We start from the raw sequence: 15,301 nt of genomic DNA on the forward strand, positions 1-15,301 counted from the left end.
ACCGCGGCCGGGCTGCCGCTAACCCGCCGTTTGCCGGGCGGGCGGCCGGGTACCCGACTGGCGAAATCCCATCGTCTGCCGAACCGCCCCGCGCGAACGGCCACTCGTGGCTGCGCGGAGCGGGTCGGCAGACGCCGCCACAGGAGGAACACCATGCGTATGAGGCAGCCCGCCCCCGTCTCCGCCGTGCGGGTGCAGCCGTGAGCGCCGCGGCCCCACCGTCCGGTGAGGACATGCCGGCGCGCAGCCGCTGGCGCCCGAGCAGGCTGCTGGAGTACTACGCGATCTCGGTGGTCTGGCTGCGCTGGGTCGTCGTGGCCGGCTGGATCGCGGCCGTGGCGGCGTCGCTGGTGTACCTGCCGCCCATCGGCCACGGCGGCAGCGACCTGGGCCAGCTCGTGTCCACCGACAATGCCGCCGTGCAGAGCGAGATCCGCTCGTACGAGAAGTTCGGCGTCCCGCTGCTGAGCCGGGTCTCGGTGGTGCAGCGCAAACCGGACGGCCTGCCGCTGTCGGTGCAGGCCGAAGCCGTGCAGCGCGCCCGCGCCCTCACCCAGGGCGAGTTCCCCGACGCCGCGCCCATCGTCGCGGCCGTGCCGGTCACCAACACGCTGCAGCTGATGCCGGGCTCGCAGGAGAACGGCACGACCATCATCACGATGCTGTTCACCCCGCCGGAAGTCAGCTTCGCGGCCCAGCTGGCCGCGGCGGAGAAGTTCGCGGCCGCGCACTACGACGCCGACGACGCCGTGGTCGGGGTGACCGGCTCGGTCCCGGCCCGGGTCGAGCAGGGCGACCTCGTCCTGTCGACGCTGCCCTGGCTGGAGGCGGTGACCGTCGCGGCGGTGTTCCTGATCGTCGCGATCGCGTTCCGTTCGCTGATCGCGCCGCTGCTGGCCCTGGGCGTGGCCGGGGTCGCGATCCTGCTGACCCTGCACGTCGGCGGCGCGCTGGCCGAACGGCTGGGCGTGCCCGTGCCGCAGGAGACCCAGCCGCTGCTGGTGGCGCTGCTGCTCGGCGTGGTCACCGACTACGTCGTGTTCTACCTGGCCGCGGTGCGCACCCAGCTCGCCGCGGGCGCGGGCAGGCTGGAGGCGGCGGAGCACGCGACCGCCCGGTTCACGCCGATCATCGCCACCGCCGGGGCCACCGCCGCGGCCGGCACCGGTGCGCTGATAGTCGCCGGATCGGCTGCGTTCCGGGCGTTCGGGCCGGGCATGGCGCTGGCGGTGCTCATCGGCATGGTCGTTTCGGTCACTCTGGTGCCCGCACTGCTGGCCATCCTGGGGCGCGCGGTGCTGTGGTCGCCCCGCCGCTGGCGGTCGGCCGAGCCGAGCACCGCGGAGCCGGAGGTGGGCAGCGGGCGCTGGTCGCGCCTGCTGACCCGGCCCTGGGTCGCGGCGCCTGTGCTCCTGCTGTGCGCAGCCGGTCTCGTGGTGGCCGCGCTGCCCGTCCGCGACCTCGCGCTGGGGGTGTCGTTCGTCGAGGCGCTGCCCGCCGACCACCCGACCCGCCAGGCCGCCGTCCAGGCCCAGACCGGCTTCGCCGAGGGCATCCTGTCACCCACCGAACTGCTCCTGGAGGGCCCGGGGGTGGCCACGCACGAGGCGGAGCTGGCCAAACTGCAGCAGGCGCTGCGCAAGACACCCGGGGTGGCCGGCGTGGTCGGCCCGGGTGACGACGCGATCCCGGAGGAACTGCACCTGTTCCGCGCCCCCGACGGCACCGCGGCGCGCTACCTGCTGATCCTGTCCGACGAGCCGCTGGGCGCTAGCGCCGTGCAGACCCTGTCCCGGCTCCAGCAGGACATGCCCGGCCTGGTGCGATCCGCGGGGCTGACCGACGTGCGGACCAGCATCGGCGGCGACACCGCCATCGCGCAGCTCATCGTCGACCAGACCATGCAGGACCTCGGCCGGATCGCGCTCGCGGCGCTGGCCGCGAACCTGCTGTTCCTCATGCTGTTCCTGCGCGCGCTGGTGGCTCCGATCGGCCTGCTCGCGTGCAGCGTGCTCGCCATCGGCGCGACGCTCGGATTGACCACCTGGCTTTTCCAGGACGTGCTGGGGGCCGACGGGCTCACCTTCTACGTGCCCTTCGCCGCCGCGGTGCTGCTGGTCGCGCTCGGGTCGGACTACAACATCTTCGGCGTCGGCCCGGCCTGGAAGGAGGCCCGGGGACGGCCGCTGCGCGAGGCGCTCGCCATCACGCTGCCGCAGTCGGCGCGTGCGATCCGCATCGCCGCATTCACCCTCGCCGTCAGCTTCGGGCTGCTGGCCATGGTGCCGCTGCGACCGTTCCGGGAACTCGCGTTCGCACTGTCGGTCGGCATCCTCATCGACGCGTTCATCGTGCGGTCGATCCTCGCCCCGGCGCTGCTGACCGTCCTGGGCTCGGCCAGCGAATGGCCGGGACGCCGGCTGTTCGGCCGGGCCGACGCGCTCCGCCGTCCGGACGACGTGCCGTCGGCCGAGGAGGAGGCGGAGGAGGAGAAGGAGGCGGCCGACGCCGCCTCGACCAGGAGCCCGCACGCTGCACCGCGTGCGGCGGGCGAGGCGGCGGATGCCACCTCGCCCGGTGGTCCGGACGCCGCACCGGCGGAGGAGGCGGCGGACGCCGCCTCGACCAGGAGTCCGGACACCGCACCCCCACCGCAGGAGAAGGCGGCGCACGCCACCTCGACCGAATGACCGGCACTGCATAAGAAGCGGGCGCACGGGTATCGGCCCGCCAACACCACACCTCGAAGGGGAGATGACAATGCCAAGCAAGGACGACGCCCTCACCGGCGCACAGGATGCGCTGAACACGGCCTCCGCCGCCGTCGCCGAGAAGGCCGCGGAAGCCAAGCAGGCCGCGATCGACACCGGACACGCCCTGGCGGCCGGCGCCGGCGAGCTCAAGGCCAACGTCACCCACACCGCCGTGGTGGCCAAGGACGCGGCCGCCGAGGCCCTGTCGGCGGTCAACGAGCGCATCCCGCACACCGCCGACGAGTGGGAGACCGCGGGCCGGGACCTGCTGGCCAGCATCCGCCGCAACCCGACGCCGTGGGCCACCGGCGCCGCGGTGTTCCTCGTCGGCTGGCTGCTCGGCCGCAACTCGGCCGGGTCGAAGAAGTAACCGCCGATGTCGGGTACGGAGATCGCGGCGCTGGTCGCCTCGGGAGCCTTCGCGATGCTGGTGCTCGTGCTCGCGGTGCCGATCCTGCGCCTGCGGCGCACCGTCGACGCGACCACCGACATGATCCGTGAGGTGACCGCCAAGACGGGCCCGCTGCTGGACAACGTCAACCACACCATCGACGAGGTGAACACCACCGTCGGGCAGGTGCAGACCACGCTGGACGGCGTCAACCTCCAGCTGGTCCGGGTCGACGCGGTTACCGGACCGCTGTCGGCCGCCGCGGCGAACATCGCCAAGGTCGCGAACTCGGTGACCGAGGCGTCGGCGTCGCCGCTGGGCAAGGCCGCGGCGGTGGCGTTCGGCATCCGCCGCGCCGTCGCCGCCCGGTCCCACCGGTAGCGACGTGAATGGCCGGGCCCGGCATCCGGGCCCGGCCACGCGGTCGATCAGATCCCTTTCGCCCGCGCGCCCGCCCCGCGCTGCCTGCCCGCGCTGCCGAGGTGGGCCCGGAGCGCGGCCGCGATGTCGCCCGCCGCGGTGAGCTGCTCAGGGGTGAGCGCGGCCACGAACAGCTCCCGCACGGCACTCAGATGCGGCACCGTCGCCTGCCGGAACGACTGCAGGCCGGTGGCTGTCAGCACGATGTCGGCGCCCCTGCTGTCGGCGGCGCACTCCTCGCGGCGGATCAGGTCGCGCCGCTCCATCCGGCCCAGGTGATGGGAGAGCCGGCTGCGTTCCCAGTCGATGTGGGCCGCCAGGTCGGACGAGCGCATCCGGTGTCCCTCGGCCTCGCTGAGCGCGAGCAGCACCGCGTAGTCGCCTGACGACAGCGACGACTCGCTCTGCAGCCGGGCGGTCAGCTGGGACCGCAGACCTTCAGAGGTCTCGATGAAGTCGCGCCATATCCGCAGTTCCTCGGTCGTGGGCAGCTTGCGTGCCCGGCGCGGCCGTGGTGTGTCGTGCGTCATTCCGCCTCCGATTGACATGTCAATCATACCCGAGCTACTAATTGACATGTCAATCAGCCGCGCGGCAGGGGCCGGAGGAGGGGGAGAGCATGACGACCGAAAGCTTCGAACTCGGCCTCAACACGTTCGGGGAGCTGGCCACCGACGGCGACCGGGTGCTGAGCGACGCCGAGACGCTGCGGCTGATCGTCGAGGAGGCCCAGCTCGCCGACTCGGTCGGGCTCGACGTGTTCAGCGTGGGCGAGCACTACCGCGACGGCTTCACCGACTCCGCGGGAGCCGTGCTGCTCGCGGCGATCGCGCGGGCCACCGAGCGGATCCGCCTGGGCACCTCGGTCACCGTGCTGAGCACCAACGACCCGGTGCGGCTCTACCACGAGTTCTCGACGCTGGACGCGGTGTCCGGCGGCCGCGCCCAGCTCGTGCTCGGCCGGGCCTCGGCGACCGAGTCGTTCCCGCTGTTCGGCTACGACCTGGCCGACTACGAGCGCCTGTTCGAGGAGAAGCTCGACCTGTTCCTGCGGCTCCAGCGCCAGGACACGGTCACCTGGTCCGGCGCCGTCCGCACCCCGCTGACCGGACAGCGCCTGCACCCGCGCATGCCCGAGGGCGGCATCCCGACCTGGATCGGCGTGGGCGGCAGCCCGAACTCCGTGCTGCGCGCCGCCCGCCACGGGCTGCCGCTCATGATGGCGATCATCGGCGGCCGGCCCCAGCGGTTCGCCGGCAACGTGCAGCTCTACCAGCGTGCGCTCGACCAATTCGGACACGCCCCGCTGCCGATCGGGCAGCACTCGCTCGGCCTGATCGCCGACACCGACACCGAGGCCCAGCAGACCTGGTGGCGGTACTGGCAGCCGGTGGTCGCGCAGCTGGCCCGGGAACGCGGCTTCTACAAGCCGACCCGCGAACGCTACGAGGCCGAGATCGACGGCGGCGCGCTGTTCGTCGGCTCACCCGAGACCGTCGCGCAGAAGATCGCGACGATGGCACGCGACCTGCGGCTCAGCCGGTTCGACCTCAAGTACGACGTCATGTTCCTGCCCCGGCAGGCCCGCGCCCGCAGCATCGAGCTGTTCGGCCGCGAGGTCGCCCCGCGGGTGCGGGAACTGCTCACGAAGGAGCCCACCCATGTCTGATCTCGTGTTCGGCCTCGACACCTTCGGCGACGTGCCCGACGACGACCAGGGCCGCCCGATCTCGTACGCCGCCGCGATCCGGCAGGTCGTCGACGAGGCCGTGCTCGCCGACGACCTCGGCGTCGACGCCCTCGCCGTCGGCGAGCACCACCGGCCGGAGTACTCGGTGTCGACCCCCGAGACCGTGCTGGCCGGGATCGCGACCCGCACCTCGCGCATCCGGCTCGCCTCCGGGGTGACCGTGCTCAGCTCCGACGACCCGGTTCGGGTGTTCCAGCGCTTCGCCACCGTCGACGCGCTGTCGCACGGCCGCGCCGAGGTGATCCTCGGGCGCGGCTCGTTCACCGAGTCGTTCCCGCTGTTCGGCTACGACCTGGCCGACTACGACGTGCTGTTCGAGGAGAAGCTCGACCTCTTCGTGAAGCTGCTCGACGAGCAGCCGGTGACCTGGAGCGGCACCGTGCGCGCCCCGCTGCGCAACGCCGACGTGTTCCCGAAGACCGCGTCGGGACGCCTTTCCACCTGGGTCGGCGTCGGCGGATCGCCGCAGTCGGTCGTGCGCACCGCGCGCCACGGGCTGCCGCTCATGCTCGCGATCATCGGCGGGCAGCCGGCCCGCTTCGCGCCCTACCTCGACCTCTACCGGCGGGCAGCCGAGCAGCTCGGCACCACCGCGCACCCGGTCGGCATGCACTCGCCCGGTTTCGTCGCCGACACCGACGAGCAGGCCAAGGAGGTCTTCTGGCCGCACTACCGGGTCATCCGCGACCGGATCGGCGCCCTGCGGGGCTGGCCGCCGATCCGCCGCGCCGAGTTCGACGCCGAGGTCGAGCACGGGTCCCTCTACATCGGCTCCCCGGAGACCGTCGCCCGCAAGATCGCCCGTACGGTCGGCGCGCTCGGCGTCGGCCGGTTCGACCTCATCTACACCGCGGGAGCCCAACCGGTGAGCGCCCGCCTGCGCGCGGTCGAGCTGTACGGCGCAAAGGTGATCCCCATGGTCCGCGACCTGCTCGCCTGATCCCGCCTACACAGAACGGAACCGCCATGACCGACACCGCCCGGCAGACCATCGGCATCCTCGGCGCGGGCAAGCTCGGCACCGTCCTCGGCCGGCTTGCCCTGGCCGCCGGATACCGGGTGCTGATCGCCGGCTCCGGCGACCCGGCGAAGATCGCGCTCACCGTCGAGGTGCTCGTCCCCGGCGCGGCAGCCACCACGGCCCGCGACGCCGCGGCCCGCGCCGACATCGTCGTGCTGGCGCTGCCGCTGGGCAAGTACCGCAGCCTCGCGCCGGACACGCTGCGCGGCAAGCTCGTCGTCGACGCCATGAACTACTGGTGGGAGATCGACGGCGTCCGCGACGACCTCACCGACCCGCGTACGTCCTCCAGCGAGACCGTCCAGGCGTACCTGTCCGGAGCCCGGGTCGTGAAGGCGTTCAACCACGTCGGCTACCACGACATCGAGGAGCAGGCCCGTCCCGCAGGGGTGGTCGGGCGCACGGCCGTCGCGATCGCCGGCGACGACCCCGCCGACGTGGCCGCGGTCGCCGCGCTGGTCGACGCCCTCGGCTTCGACCCGGTCTTCGCCGGGCCACTGGCCGAGGGCGTACGTTTCGAACCGGGCACCGAACTCTTCGGCGCCGACGTCGACGCCGCCGAGGTCCGGGCCCGCCTCGACCGCTTCCCAGAATCGGAGCGCGGAACGGCCGTGGCCAGGGCGCGCGGGCAGCTCGTCACCGACGCGGACGCCGTCGAAGCGGCCTGAAGCGGCATGCGCGACCTGAAATCAGGCAGCCAGGATCGTGACGGTGCGACCAAGGTCAGCCGGTGAGGTGGCCGAGCAGCTCCGCCTGCGCCGTTACCGGGGCCGGGCCGGAGGCTGTCGACGGTGCCATCGCCGCTGCGTGGGCCTGCGGCCGTGACCACTGGGTCGCCCTGGCGCAACGATTCGCCAGCGCGGTTCCCCAAGAGCTGTTCGGCGAGCTCGACGCCGTGACGAAGCGCTAGCGCGCGGGAGTCACGGGAGGGGGCCGGCCGGCGGGGCGGCGGCCAGCGCGAGGCATACCCCGGCGACGGCGCAGGCGGCGCTGACCACGGCCAGGACCGGGGTGTACGTGCCGGCGGCGAGGTACAGCGCGGCAGCCGCCAGGGGTGTGCAGGCCTTCGCGAGCGTCATCGGCAGGGTCACGGCGGAGGCGATGGTGGCGTAGCCGGTGGTGCCGTACCGCCCGGCCAGCAGTGCAGGCCGGGCGATGGTGCCGACGCCGAAGCCGGTGCCGAACAGCACGACACAGCAGATCGCGCCGAGGCGGGTGTGGCCGAGCACGGGCAGCGCCGCGGCGGCCGCCGCCTGGATGGCGAACACGGCGGCGGTGACGGCGGCCGTGGAGTGGCGGCGGGCCAGCCCGGTGGTGACGATCCGGCCGGTGACGGACATGACCCCGAGCAGCCCGGCGGCGGTGGCGGCGAACGCGGCCGGGTGGCCGAGGCTGATGAGACAGCTGATCAGGTGTACGGACACGACGGCGACGGCGCTGCCGTGCACGACGAACGCGGCGGTCAGCAGCCAGAACCCGCGGTGGCGCAGTGCGCCGCGGACAGCGGCCCGCCGCGCGGTGTGGTCGACGGCGGCGGCGACCCGATGCCGGCGCGGCCGCGCCGGGACCGCCAGGGCGTGCAGCGGCACCGCGATCAGGCCGTAGCCAAGCGCGAGGACGACCAGCGCGTTCCGCCACCCGTGGTGCTCCTGCAGCCCGGCGGCCAGGGGCAGGAAGATCGTGCTGGCGAACCCGGCCACGATGGTGACCGCCAGTAGCGCCCCGGCCCGCTGCGACGCGGTGCCCGTGGCGACGATGACGGCGAACGCCGCCTCGTAGAGGGCCATCGCCGAGGCGACCCCCAGCACCGCGAACACCGCGTACAGCTGCCTGACGTCGGTGACCTGCGACCACGCCAGCACCGCGCCGGTGCCCAGGACCGAACCGATGGTCATCATGCCTCGGCCGCCGCGGCGGTCGAGCCACCGCCCGATCGGGACGGCTGCCGCGGCGGTGGCCAGCACGCTGACGGTCAGCGCCCCGGTGACCGCCGCGGGGGAGGTGCGCAGGTCGGCGGCCATGGGGGTGAGGAAGACGCTGAAGACGTAGTACAGCACGCCGTACCCGATGGTCTGGGTGACGGCGAGCGCGGCCACCACCGGCCGCAGAGTGTGCCGGCCGCCGGCCTCCGTGGTGGAGGCCGCGGCCGGCACGGTGACGTCGGGCATCAGCCGCAGCATCCACCGGTCTCGGCCCCGACGGTGACGGCCTGGACCACGGGCAGGGTCAGCAGCCCGCCGGCGATCCCGGTGGACAGGCCACGCGGCGCGTCGGCGGCGGCGGGTTCGGGTGTGCCGCAGCACGCGGCCTCGTCGTCGGCGCCGAGCGCGGCGGAGGAGGAACAGACCCCGGTCTCGGGCAGTTCCAGCTGCACGTCGCGGGCGGCGTCCCAGTCCCCGGCCAGGGCGGCGACCACCGAGCGGACCTGCTCGTAGCCGGTGGCCATGAGGAACGTGGGCGCGCGGCCGTAGGACTTCGCGCCGACCGCGAAGTAGTTCGCCTCCGGCTGGGTCAGCTCGTCGACGCCGTGCGGTGGCACGGTGCCGCAGGAGTGCTGGTTCGGGTCGATCAGCGGGGCCAGGGCCCGGGTCGAGCCCATGATCGGGTCGAGGTCCAGGCGCAGCTCGGACGCGATCGTGTGGTCGGGCCGGAAGCCGGTGGCCGACACGATCCGGTCCACGGTCACGCGCGCGCCACTGCGGGCGGTCACCGTCACCTGTCCGTCGTCGATCGTGACGGCGCGCACCGAGAACCCGGAGTGCAGGGTGATCGCACCGGACTCGACCAGCGCCCGGACCCGGGTGCCGAGCGCGCCGCGGGCGGGCAGGGCGTCGGCGTCGCCGCCGCCGTACGTGCGGGTGGCCGCGCCGGTGCGGATCGCCCAGCTCGCCGTGGTGCCGGGCGTCTCGGTGGCGAGCTGTGCCAGGGCGAGCAGGGTGTTGGCCGCGGAGTGGCCCGCGCCGACGACGAGCGTGTGCTTTCCGGCGAACCGCTCGCGGTCGGCGCCGAGCACGTCGGGCAGCGCGGTCTCGATGAATGCTGCGGCCTCGGGCTCGCCGTGCGCGGGCAGGCCGGAGCCGCCCAGCACGTTGGGGGTGGGCCAGGTGCCGGAGGCGTCGATCACCGCTCGTGCGGTGAGTTCCTCGCCGGTGGCGAGGCGGATCAGGAACGGGGCGCTCTCGCGGCCGGTGGTGCGGACCCGGTCGAGGCCGTCACGGCTGATCGCCACCACCTTCGCGCCGTAGCGGACCCGTCCGGCGAGCGCAGGCAGCTTGGTCAGCGGCTCGAGGTATTCGGTCACGAGCTGCGCGCCCAGCGGCAGCTCCGCCAGGTCCGGCGCGATCCAGCCGTCGGCCTCCAGCAGGCGGCGGGCGGCGTGGTCGAGGTTGAACCGCCAGGGGCTGAACACCCGCACGTGCCCCCAGCTCGCCATGGCCGCCGCGGGACCGTCGCCGGCCTCCAGGACCAGGAAGTCCAGGCCGCGTTCGGCCAGGTGCGCGGCGGCGGCCAGGCCGACCGGGCCGGCGCCCACCACCACGATCGGGAGGTTGTGCTGCGTGCTCATCGCGGTCATGGCGACAGCTCCTTGTTTCGAAGTTTCTCTAAGCGACTTGATTAGAGTGCCGCCTACTTAGAAATCTGTCAACTCAGCCTGATGCGGTGCCCGCCACCGTGCTGCGCCGCTCGATTGCGACCACGTCCCGCCACTGCCCGTGCAGGCATCCCGGCCGCTCGCGGACGCCGACCTCGCGGAATCCGACCGCCCGGTGCAGGGCCAGGCTGGCGGTGTTCTCGGGAAAGATCCCGGACTGGATCGTCCAGATGCCGGCCGCCTCGGTCGAGGTGATCAATGCCTGCATGAGGGCGAGCCCGACGCCTCGCCCCCGGGCCGCGGGGTGGATGTAGACGCTGTGCTCGACCACTCCCGCGTACGCCGGTCGCGCGGAGACCCGGCTCACCGCCACCCAGCCGAGCACCTGCCCGGCTTCGTCGCAGGCGACCAGGCGGTGTTCGGCCAGCCGGCCGGCGTCGAACGCCGTCCAGGTGGGGGCGGTGGTGTCGAAGGTGGCGTTGCCGGTGTCGATGCCCTGCTGGTAGATCGCCAGCACCGCGTCCGCGTCGGCGGCGGTCATGGGCCGGATGCTCAGCACGGGGTCTCTCCCGGCGCGGCGACCGGCCGGCCCATCACCACGTCGGCGGCGGTCGGGAAGCAACTCAGGCAGTTCTCGTTGATCCGGTACAGATTCGCGCTGCCCGACGCCTCGACCAGCACGAAGCGCACCTCGGCGAGGATCTTCAAATGCTGGGAGATCGTCGACTGCGCCAGACCCACCGCTGTCGTGATCTGCCCGACGCTCATCTGCTCGCGTTTGCGGGCCAGCAGTTCCGCGATCTGCACCCGGGTCGGGTCGGCCAGCGCGCGAAACCAGGATGCGTACCGCTGGGCTACCTCGCGGTCGAGCAGCTCCTCCACCTCATCCTCCAACATCATCGTTTATCGCCGATAGGCGATGATAAACGGCGAGGTGAGCCGAGGCAACCGGCGTTGCCGTCTGCTTCGAAACCTGTCAACCTAGGGGCATGTCGAAGCAGCTGACCGTGCTCGAACCCGAGGTGTGCTGCGCCCCCCTGGCCGCTGCCACCGTGCCCGCCGAGGCCGCCGCCGACCTCGCAGCCGCGTTCAAGGCCCTCGGCGACCCCGTGCGCCTGCAGCTGCTGTCGATGATCGCCTCCGCCGACGGGGGAGAGGCCTGCGTCTGCGATCTGACCCCCGCCTTCGACCTGACCGGGCCCACGATCTCGCACCACCTGAAGGTGCTGCGCGAAGCGGGCCTCGTCGAGTCCGACCGGCGCGGCACCTGGGTCTGGTACCGGGCCAACCGCCCGCGCATGGCCGCCCTGTCCGCCGTCCTGGACATCGCCCCGGCGGGCTGAAGCCTCGCCGCGGGCCGCCGGGCGCGACCGCGTCACCCAATGTTCATGATCGCGAAGTTGCGTGGCTGACCGGGGGACTGTTTGATTACCGCGTGGTGATATCAGTCTCCGGTGATGCGCCGGCGGAGGTGGTTCGGCTGCTGGCCGACCCCGTCCGCGCCGCCATCGTCGACGCCCTCGCCGCAGGCCCCGCCTGCACCTGTCATCTGGTCGAGGACCTCGGCCTGACGCAGCCGAACGTGTCGAACCATCTGCGCGCCCTAAGGCACGCAGGGGTGGTCAAGGCCGAACCGTACGGCCGCTACACCTACTACCACCTCAACGCCGAAGCCCTCGACGCCGCAGCCGCGCACCTGAGCGAACTCGCCGCACGCGCGCGGGCGACCGCCGACAACCGCCGGGAGTGCTGATGCCCGCCACCCTGCCCCGGCGCCTGCTCGCCGAGTTCCTCGGCACCATGCTGCTGGTCACCGCCGTCGTCGGCTCGGGCATCACGGCCACCCGGCTGTCACCGAACGACGTCGGCCTGCAGCTGCTCGAGAACTCGACGGCGACGGTGTTCGCACTCGCAGTCCTGATCCTGATGTTCGGCCCGGTGTCCGGCGCGCACTTCAATCCGGTGGTGACCGTAGCGGCGTGGTGGTCGGACAGACACGACTCGGCAGGCCTGCCCGGCAGGGCGGTCGGCCCCTACGTCGCGGCCCAGATCCTCGGCGCGGTCGCCGGGTCGACCCTGGCCAACGCCATGTTCGAGGTCGGTCAGGGCTTCTCGGCAACCACGCGTGACCAGCCGAGTCTGTGGCTGGGGGAGGTCGTCGCGACGGCAGGTCTGCTGCTGCTCGTGTTCGCGTTGGCCCGCACCGGCCGCGCCGCGCTCGCGGCGCCCGCCGTCGGGGCCTACATCGGTGCGGCGTACTGGTTCACCAGCTCCACCAGCTTCGCCAACCCCGCTGTCACCATCGGCCGGGCGTTCACCGACTCCTTCGCGGGCATCGCGCCGGCCTCGGTTCCAGCATTCGTCGCCGCCCAGATCGTCGGTGCGCTGGCCGGCATGGGGCTGGTCGCGGCGCTGTACGTGAGGGCGACCGCGGTCTCGGGCACGCCCCTTCGTGTCCGAGACGCACCGATCGGACGACTCACCTCAGGAGGACTGCGATGACCGCCACCAAGCCCAGCGTGCTGTTCGTGTGCGTGCACAACGCCGGCCGGTCCCAGATGGCCGCGGGCTGGCTGCGACACCTGGCCGGCGACGCCGTCGAGGTCCGCTCCGCCGGGTCCGCGCCCGCCGACCAGATCAACCCCGTCGCCGTCGAGGCCATGCGTGAGGTCGGCATCGACATCACCGGACAGACCCCGAAGATCCTCACCCATGCCGACGCCGAGGCCTCCTCCGTGGTCGTCACGATGGGCTGCGGTGACGTCTGCCCGTACTTCCCCGGCCAGCGCCACGAGGACTGGAAGCTCGACGACCCCGCCGGGCAGGGCATCGACGCCGTACGCCCGATCCGCGACGAGATCCGCGACCGGGTCCAGGCGCTGCTGGACGACCTCCGCGGCAACTGAGCGCAGCCTGCCGGGCGACCGTGCGTGACGTGCTCGCCTCAGCGCCGGGGACGGCCCGAGCTGCTACTACACTTCGCCGGACGCTGACAGCGACTCCACTGCCCCTTGCCCCGGGGTGCCGTGGCGTCGACCACCGCCGAGGAGCATCCGGTGAGCCGATCACACGACCTCGACCCCGCCGACGAGCACGCCGGGCACTCCCATGCCCACGGCCCGGTCCCGGTGTCCCGTCGCGCCACCCGGCTGACGCTGGGCGCGCTGATCCCCGCCGCCGTGCTCACCCTGGTCGGCCTGTTCCTGCTCTGGCCCGGCGACCTCAAGACCGAGCCGTGGACGGGGTCGGTCAACCACGACGGCGTCGTGGCCTCGGTACACGTCATGGACTGCGCCGACGCGGGCGAGCCGCCGGTGCAGACCCCCGAGCAGACCGAGCCGCCGGTATGCGGAGAGGTCGTCGTACGGCTGACCGACGGCAAGGTAGTCACCACCTCGATCCCCTCCGGGCCGGGCGCGCCGACGGTCGCCGACGGCGACCAGGTCATCGTCATGGAGACCGAGTCCTTCGACCAGGAGGGCGTGATCAAGTACGACATCGTCGACCACGACCGCACCGACGGGCTGTGGGCGCTGGTGCTGGCGTTCGTCGGCGCGGTGATCGCGTTCGGCCGCTGGCGCGGCGTGTCGGCGCTGGCGGGGCTCGGGTTCACCTTCGCCGTCCTGCTGATGTTCGTGGTCCCCGCGATCCTTCAGGGCAGCTCGCCGCTGCTGGTCGCCATCGTCGGCTCAGCCGCGATCATGCTGGTGGTGCTCTACATGACCCACGGTTTCAACGCGCCCACCTCGATGGCCGTGCTGGGCACGCTGACCGCCCTCGCCCTGACCGGCGGCCTGTCGGCGCTGTCGGTGTCGCTGCTGCACCTGACCGGCATGGCCAGCGAGGAGTCGATGTACGTCACGTTCGTCAACGCCGACATCAACATGCCCGGCCTGCTGCTGGCGGGCATCCTGATCGGCGCGCTCGGCGTGCTCGACGACGTCACCGTCACCCAGGCCTACACCGTGGCCGAACTCGCCGACGCCAACCCGAACCTGGGCTTCACCGGCCTGTACCGGGCCGCGTCGCGGGTGGGGCGGGCGCACATCACCTCGGTCATCAACACCATCGTGCTGGCGTACGCCGGCGCGTCGCTGCCCACGCTGCTGCTGCTCACCGCGGGCGGCGCACCGTTGGGGGAGATGCTGACCAACGAGTTCCTGGCGCAGGAGATCGTGCGCTCGGTGGTCGGCACCATCGGGCTGATCTCCGCCGTGCCGATCACCACCGCGCTGGCGGCCCTGGTCAGCCACGGGAACGCGCCGAAGGTCCCGGCGCCCCGCCGGTCGCGTCCGCGCCAGTCCGACGCGCTCGAACAGGCCTGGGGCCTGCCGCCGGAGGAGGACTCCCGCCGGCATCCCGCACCGGCCCGGCACGACCACGGCTGACGGGGCCGGACACCCGGTCTCCGCGGGAATCCGTTGCCCGGCTCGGGAACGTGTCGGCATTCGGACGCGTCGATCGCCACGCGGTCAGCGGAGCGACTGGCTCGCATGAGGCAGCCCGTTGCCTGTTTCAGGCAGCAATCAGGCACGCCCGATCCGCGGCTGCCGGCGGTCGGTCAGCCGCAGCCCGACGCCCCGCACCGCGTCGATGGTGGCGCCGGTGCCGAGCTGGCGCAGCTTGTGCCGCAGCCGCTTGACCACGGACTGCACGTCGGCCTTGCGCTCCAGCCCTTCGTCGCGCCACACCGAACGGTGCAACTCGGCGTAGCTCCAGATCCGCACCGGCTCGGTGGTCAGGCAGGTCAGCAGGTCGAGCTCCAGCCGGGTCAGGTCGATCTCGCGGTTGCGGCAGCGGGCCGTGGCCCGGGCCGCGTCGATGACCAGGGCGTTGTCGCCCGCCGGCGCGGTCTCGGCGCGCTGCTGGGGAGCCGCGATCAGCCGGCGCAGCTCGTCGAGGTCGGCCACCAGCAGCAGCGGTGCGATGCCGTCGAGGCGCTCGGCCAGCCGGATGCGTTCGGCCGGTGACGGCGCGACCGCTATCAGCAGCGGAAACGAGCTGTCGTCCGATGTGGACCTCGTTGAAGTGCGTTCGTCCTCGGTCACCGTCACCGCCCGGGATGGAAGGGCTTGCCGCCCAGCTCTCGTCATGGTCCTGACAGTGATGGGCAAGCATGCCGCTTACCTGGCAACCGTTAGCGACAAGTTGCTCACGTCAAGTTATTGATCGTCCTTTCTGCTCGATCATAGTGTCCAACCGGGCAACCGGCGTGACCCGCGCGGTGTATGGGGGTGTCACAGAGGGGGGTCGCCGGTTCGGATCCATCGTGCCGGAATTCCCCCGCACCCTCACTTTGGCTCGTTGACTCGGGGTCGTTCTGAGGGAGGCAGCACCGATGTTCAGACGTCCACAATGGAGATGGCGCAGCACC

At 72.5% G+C, this 15,301-nt stretch carries 17 protein-coding genes; 11 read left to right on the top strand and 6 right to left on the bottom strand.

Annotated elements, in window-relative coordinates:
* The first annotated feature begins 200 nt into the window (after positions 1 to 200).
* The 3 genes from F6W97_RS02455 (at position 201) to F6W97_RS02465 (ending at position 3,525) form a co-directional block, all read left to right on the top strand.
* Positions 201 to 2,690 carry an MMPL family transporter gene (locus F6W97_RS02455; protein WP_196278942.1) on the top strand — a complete coding sequence of 830 codons (2,490 nt, stop codon included), beginning with the start codon at positions 201 to 203 and terminating at the stop codon, positions 2,688 to 2,690.
* 70 nt (positions 2,691 to 2,760) lie between these two features.
* Complete coding sequence (locus F6W97_RS02460) at positions 2,761 to 3,123, top strand: hypothetical protein (protein ID WP_155368433.1); 363 nt, start codon at positions 2,761 to 2,763, stop codon at positions 3,121 to 3,123.
* Between the two features lie 6 nt (positions 3,124 to 3,129).
* Positions 3,130 to 3,525 carry a DUF948 domain-containing protein gene (locus F6W97_RS02465; RefSeq protein WP_155368434.1) on the top strand — a complete coding sequence of 132 codons (396 nt, stop codon included), beginning with the start codon at positions 3,130 to 3,132 and terminating at the stop codon, positions 3,523 to 3,525.
* Between the two features lie 47 nt (positions 3,526 to 3,572).
* On the opposite strand, the gene F6W97_RS02470 is transcribed toward F6W97_RS02465, so the two are convergent.
* Positions 3,573 to 4,094, bottom strand: coding sequence for a MarR family winged helix-turn-helix transcriptional regulator (locus F6W97_RS02470; protein WP_155368435.1), 522 nt, complete (start codon positions 4,092 to 4,094; stop codon positions 3,573 to 3,575).
* An 89-nt stretch (positions 4,095 to 4,183) separates the two neighbouring features.
* On the opposite strand from F6W97_RS02470, the gene F6W97_RS02475 reads away from it, so the two are divergent.
* The 3 genes from F6W97_RS02475 to F6W97_RS02485 are packed head-to-tail and all read left to right on the top strand — an operon-like array spanning position 4,184 to position 7,003.
* Positions 4,184 to 5,233, top strand: coding sequence for an LLM class flavin-dependent oxidoreductase (locus F6W97_RS02475; protein WP_155368436.1), 1,050 nt, complete (start codon positions 4,184 to 4,186; stop codon positions 5,231 to 5,233).
* Positions 5,226 to 6,254 carry an LLM class flavin-dependent oxidoreductase gene (locus F6W97_RS02480; protein WP_155368437.1) on the top strand — a complete coding sequence of 343 codons (1,029 nt, stop codon included), beginning with the start codon at positions 5,226 to 5,228 and terminating at the stop codon, positions 6,252 to 6,254. The genes F6W97_RS02475 and F6W97_RS02480 overlap by 8 nt, the downstream gene beginning before the upstream one ends.
* Positions 6,255 to 6,280: 26 nt before the next feature.
* Positions 6,281 to 7,003: an NADPH-dependent F420 reductase gene (locus tag F6W97_RS02485; protein WP_155368438.1), complete on the top strand. Its 723-nt coding sequence runs from the start codon at positions 6,281 to 6,283 to the stop codon at positions 7,001 to 7,003.
* Positions 7,004 to 7,255: 252 nt separating this feature from the next.
* Here the strand turns inward: F6W97_RS02485 and F6W97_RS02490 are convergent, their stop codons facing one another.
* From F6W97_RS02490 to F6W97_RS02505, 4 genes are all read right to left on the bottom strand, one after another.
* Positions 7,256 to 8,503 carry an MFS transporter gene (locus tag F6W97_RS02490; RefSeq protein ID WP_155368439.1) on the bottom strand — a complete coding sequence of 416 codons (1,248 nt, stop codon included), beginning with the start codon at positions 8,501 to 8,503 and terminating at the stop codon, positions 7,256 to 7,258.
* The gene (locus F6W97_RS02495; RefSeq protein ID WP_155368804.1) at positions 8,503 to 9,900 is read right to left on the bottom strand and encodes an FAD-dependent oxidoreductase; all 1,398 of its coding nucleotides are present in this window, start codon (positions 9,898 to 9,900) and stop codon (positions 8,503 to 8,505) included. The genes F6W97_RS02490 and F6W97_RS02495 overlap by 1 nt, the downstream gene beginning before the upstream one ends.
* An 82-nt stretch (positions 9,901 to 9,982) precedes the next feature.
* Complete coding sequence (locus tag F6W97_RS02500) at positions 9,983 to 10,468, bottom strand: GNAT family N-acetyltransferase (protein ID WP_155368440.1); 486 nt, start codon at positions 10,466 to 10,468, stop codon at positions 9,983 to 9,985.
* 11 nt (positions 10,469 to 10,479) lie between these two features.
* Positions 10,480 to 10,827, bottom strand: coding sequence for an ArsR/SmtB family transcription factor (locus F6W97_RS02505; protein WP_155368441.1), 348 nt, complete (start codon positions 10,825 to 10,827; stop codon positions 10,480 to 10,482).
* Between the two features lie 89 nt (positions 10,828 to 10,916).
* On the opposite strand from F6W97_RS02505, the gene F6W97_RS02510 reads away from it, so the two are divergent.
* From F6W97_RS02510 to F6W97_RS02530, 5 genes are all read left to right on the top strand, one after another.
* Positions 10,917 to 11,270 (top strand): ArsR/SmtB family transcription factor, encoded by a 354-nt coding sequence (locus F6W97_RS02510; RefSeq protein WP_155368442.1) that lies wholly within the window; start codon positions 10,917 to 10,919, stop codon positions 11,268 to 11,270.
* A gap of 92 nt (positions 11,271 to 11,362) precedes the next feature.
* On the top strand, positions 11,363 to 11,680 hold the full coding sequence (locus F6W97_RS02515; RefSeq protein WP_155368443.1) for an ArsR/SmtB family transcription factor: 318 nt from the start codon (positions 11,363 to 11,365) through the stop codon (positions 11,678 to 11,680).
* Positions 11,680 to 12,429 (top strand): aquaporin, encoded by a 750-nt coding sequence (locus F6W97_RS02520; protein ID WP_155368444.1) that lies wholly within the window; start codon positions 11,680 to 11,682, stop codon positions 12,427 to 12,429. The genes F6W97_RS02515 and F6W97_RS02520 overlap by 1 nt, the downstream gene beginning before the upstream one ends.
* Positions 12,426 to 12,833, top strand: a complete 408-nt coding sequence (locus tag F6W97_RS02525) for an arsenate reductase ArsC (protein ID WP_155368445.1) — start codon at positions 12,426 to 12,428, stop codon at positions 12,831 to 12,833. Before F6W97_RS02520 ends, F6W97_RS02525 begins: the two co-directional genes overlap by 4 nt.
* A 150-nt stretch (positions 12,834 to 12,983) precedes the next feature.
* Complete coding sequence (locus F6W97_RS02530; protein ID WP_230686345.1) at positions 12,984 to 14,315, top strand: YibE/F family protein; 1,332 nt, start codon at positions 12,984 to 12,986, stop codon at positions 14,313 to 14,315.
* Between the two features lie 138 nt (positions 14,316 to 14,453).
* On the opposite strand, the gene F6W97_RS02535 is transcribed toward F6W97_RS02530, so the two are convergent.
* The gene (locus F6W97_RS02535) at positions 14,454 to 14,981 is read right to left on the bottom strand and encodes a winged helix-turn-helix domain-containing protein (protein WP_230686346.1); all 528 of its coding nucleotides are present in this window, start codon (positions 14,979 to 14,981) and stop codon (positions 14,454 to 14,456) included.
* Between the last annotated feature and the right edge of the window lie 320 nt (positions 14,982 to 15,301).

The organism is Catellatospora vulcania (assembly GCF_009720385.1).
GTDB lineage: Bacteria > Actinomycetota > Actinomycetes > Mycobacteriales > Micromonosporaceae > Catellatospora > Catellatospora vulcania.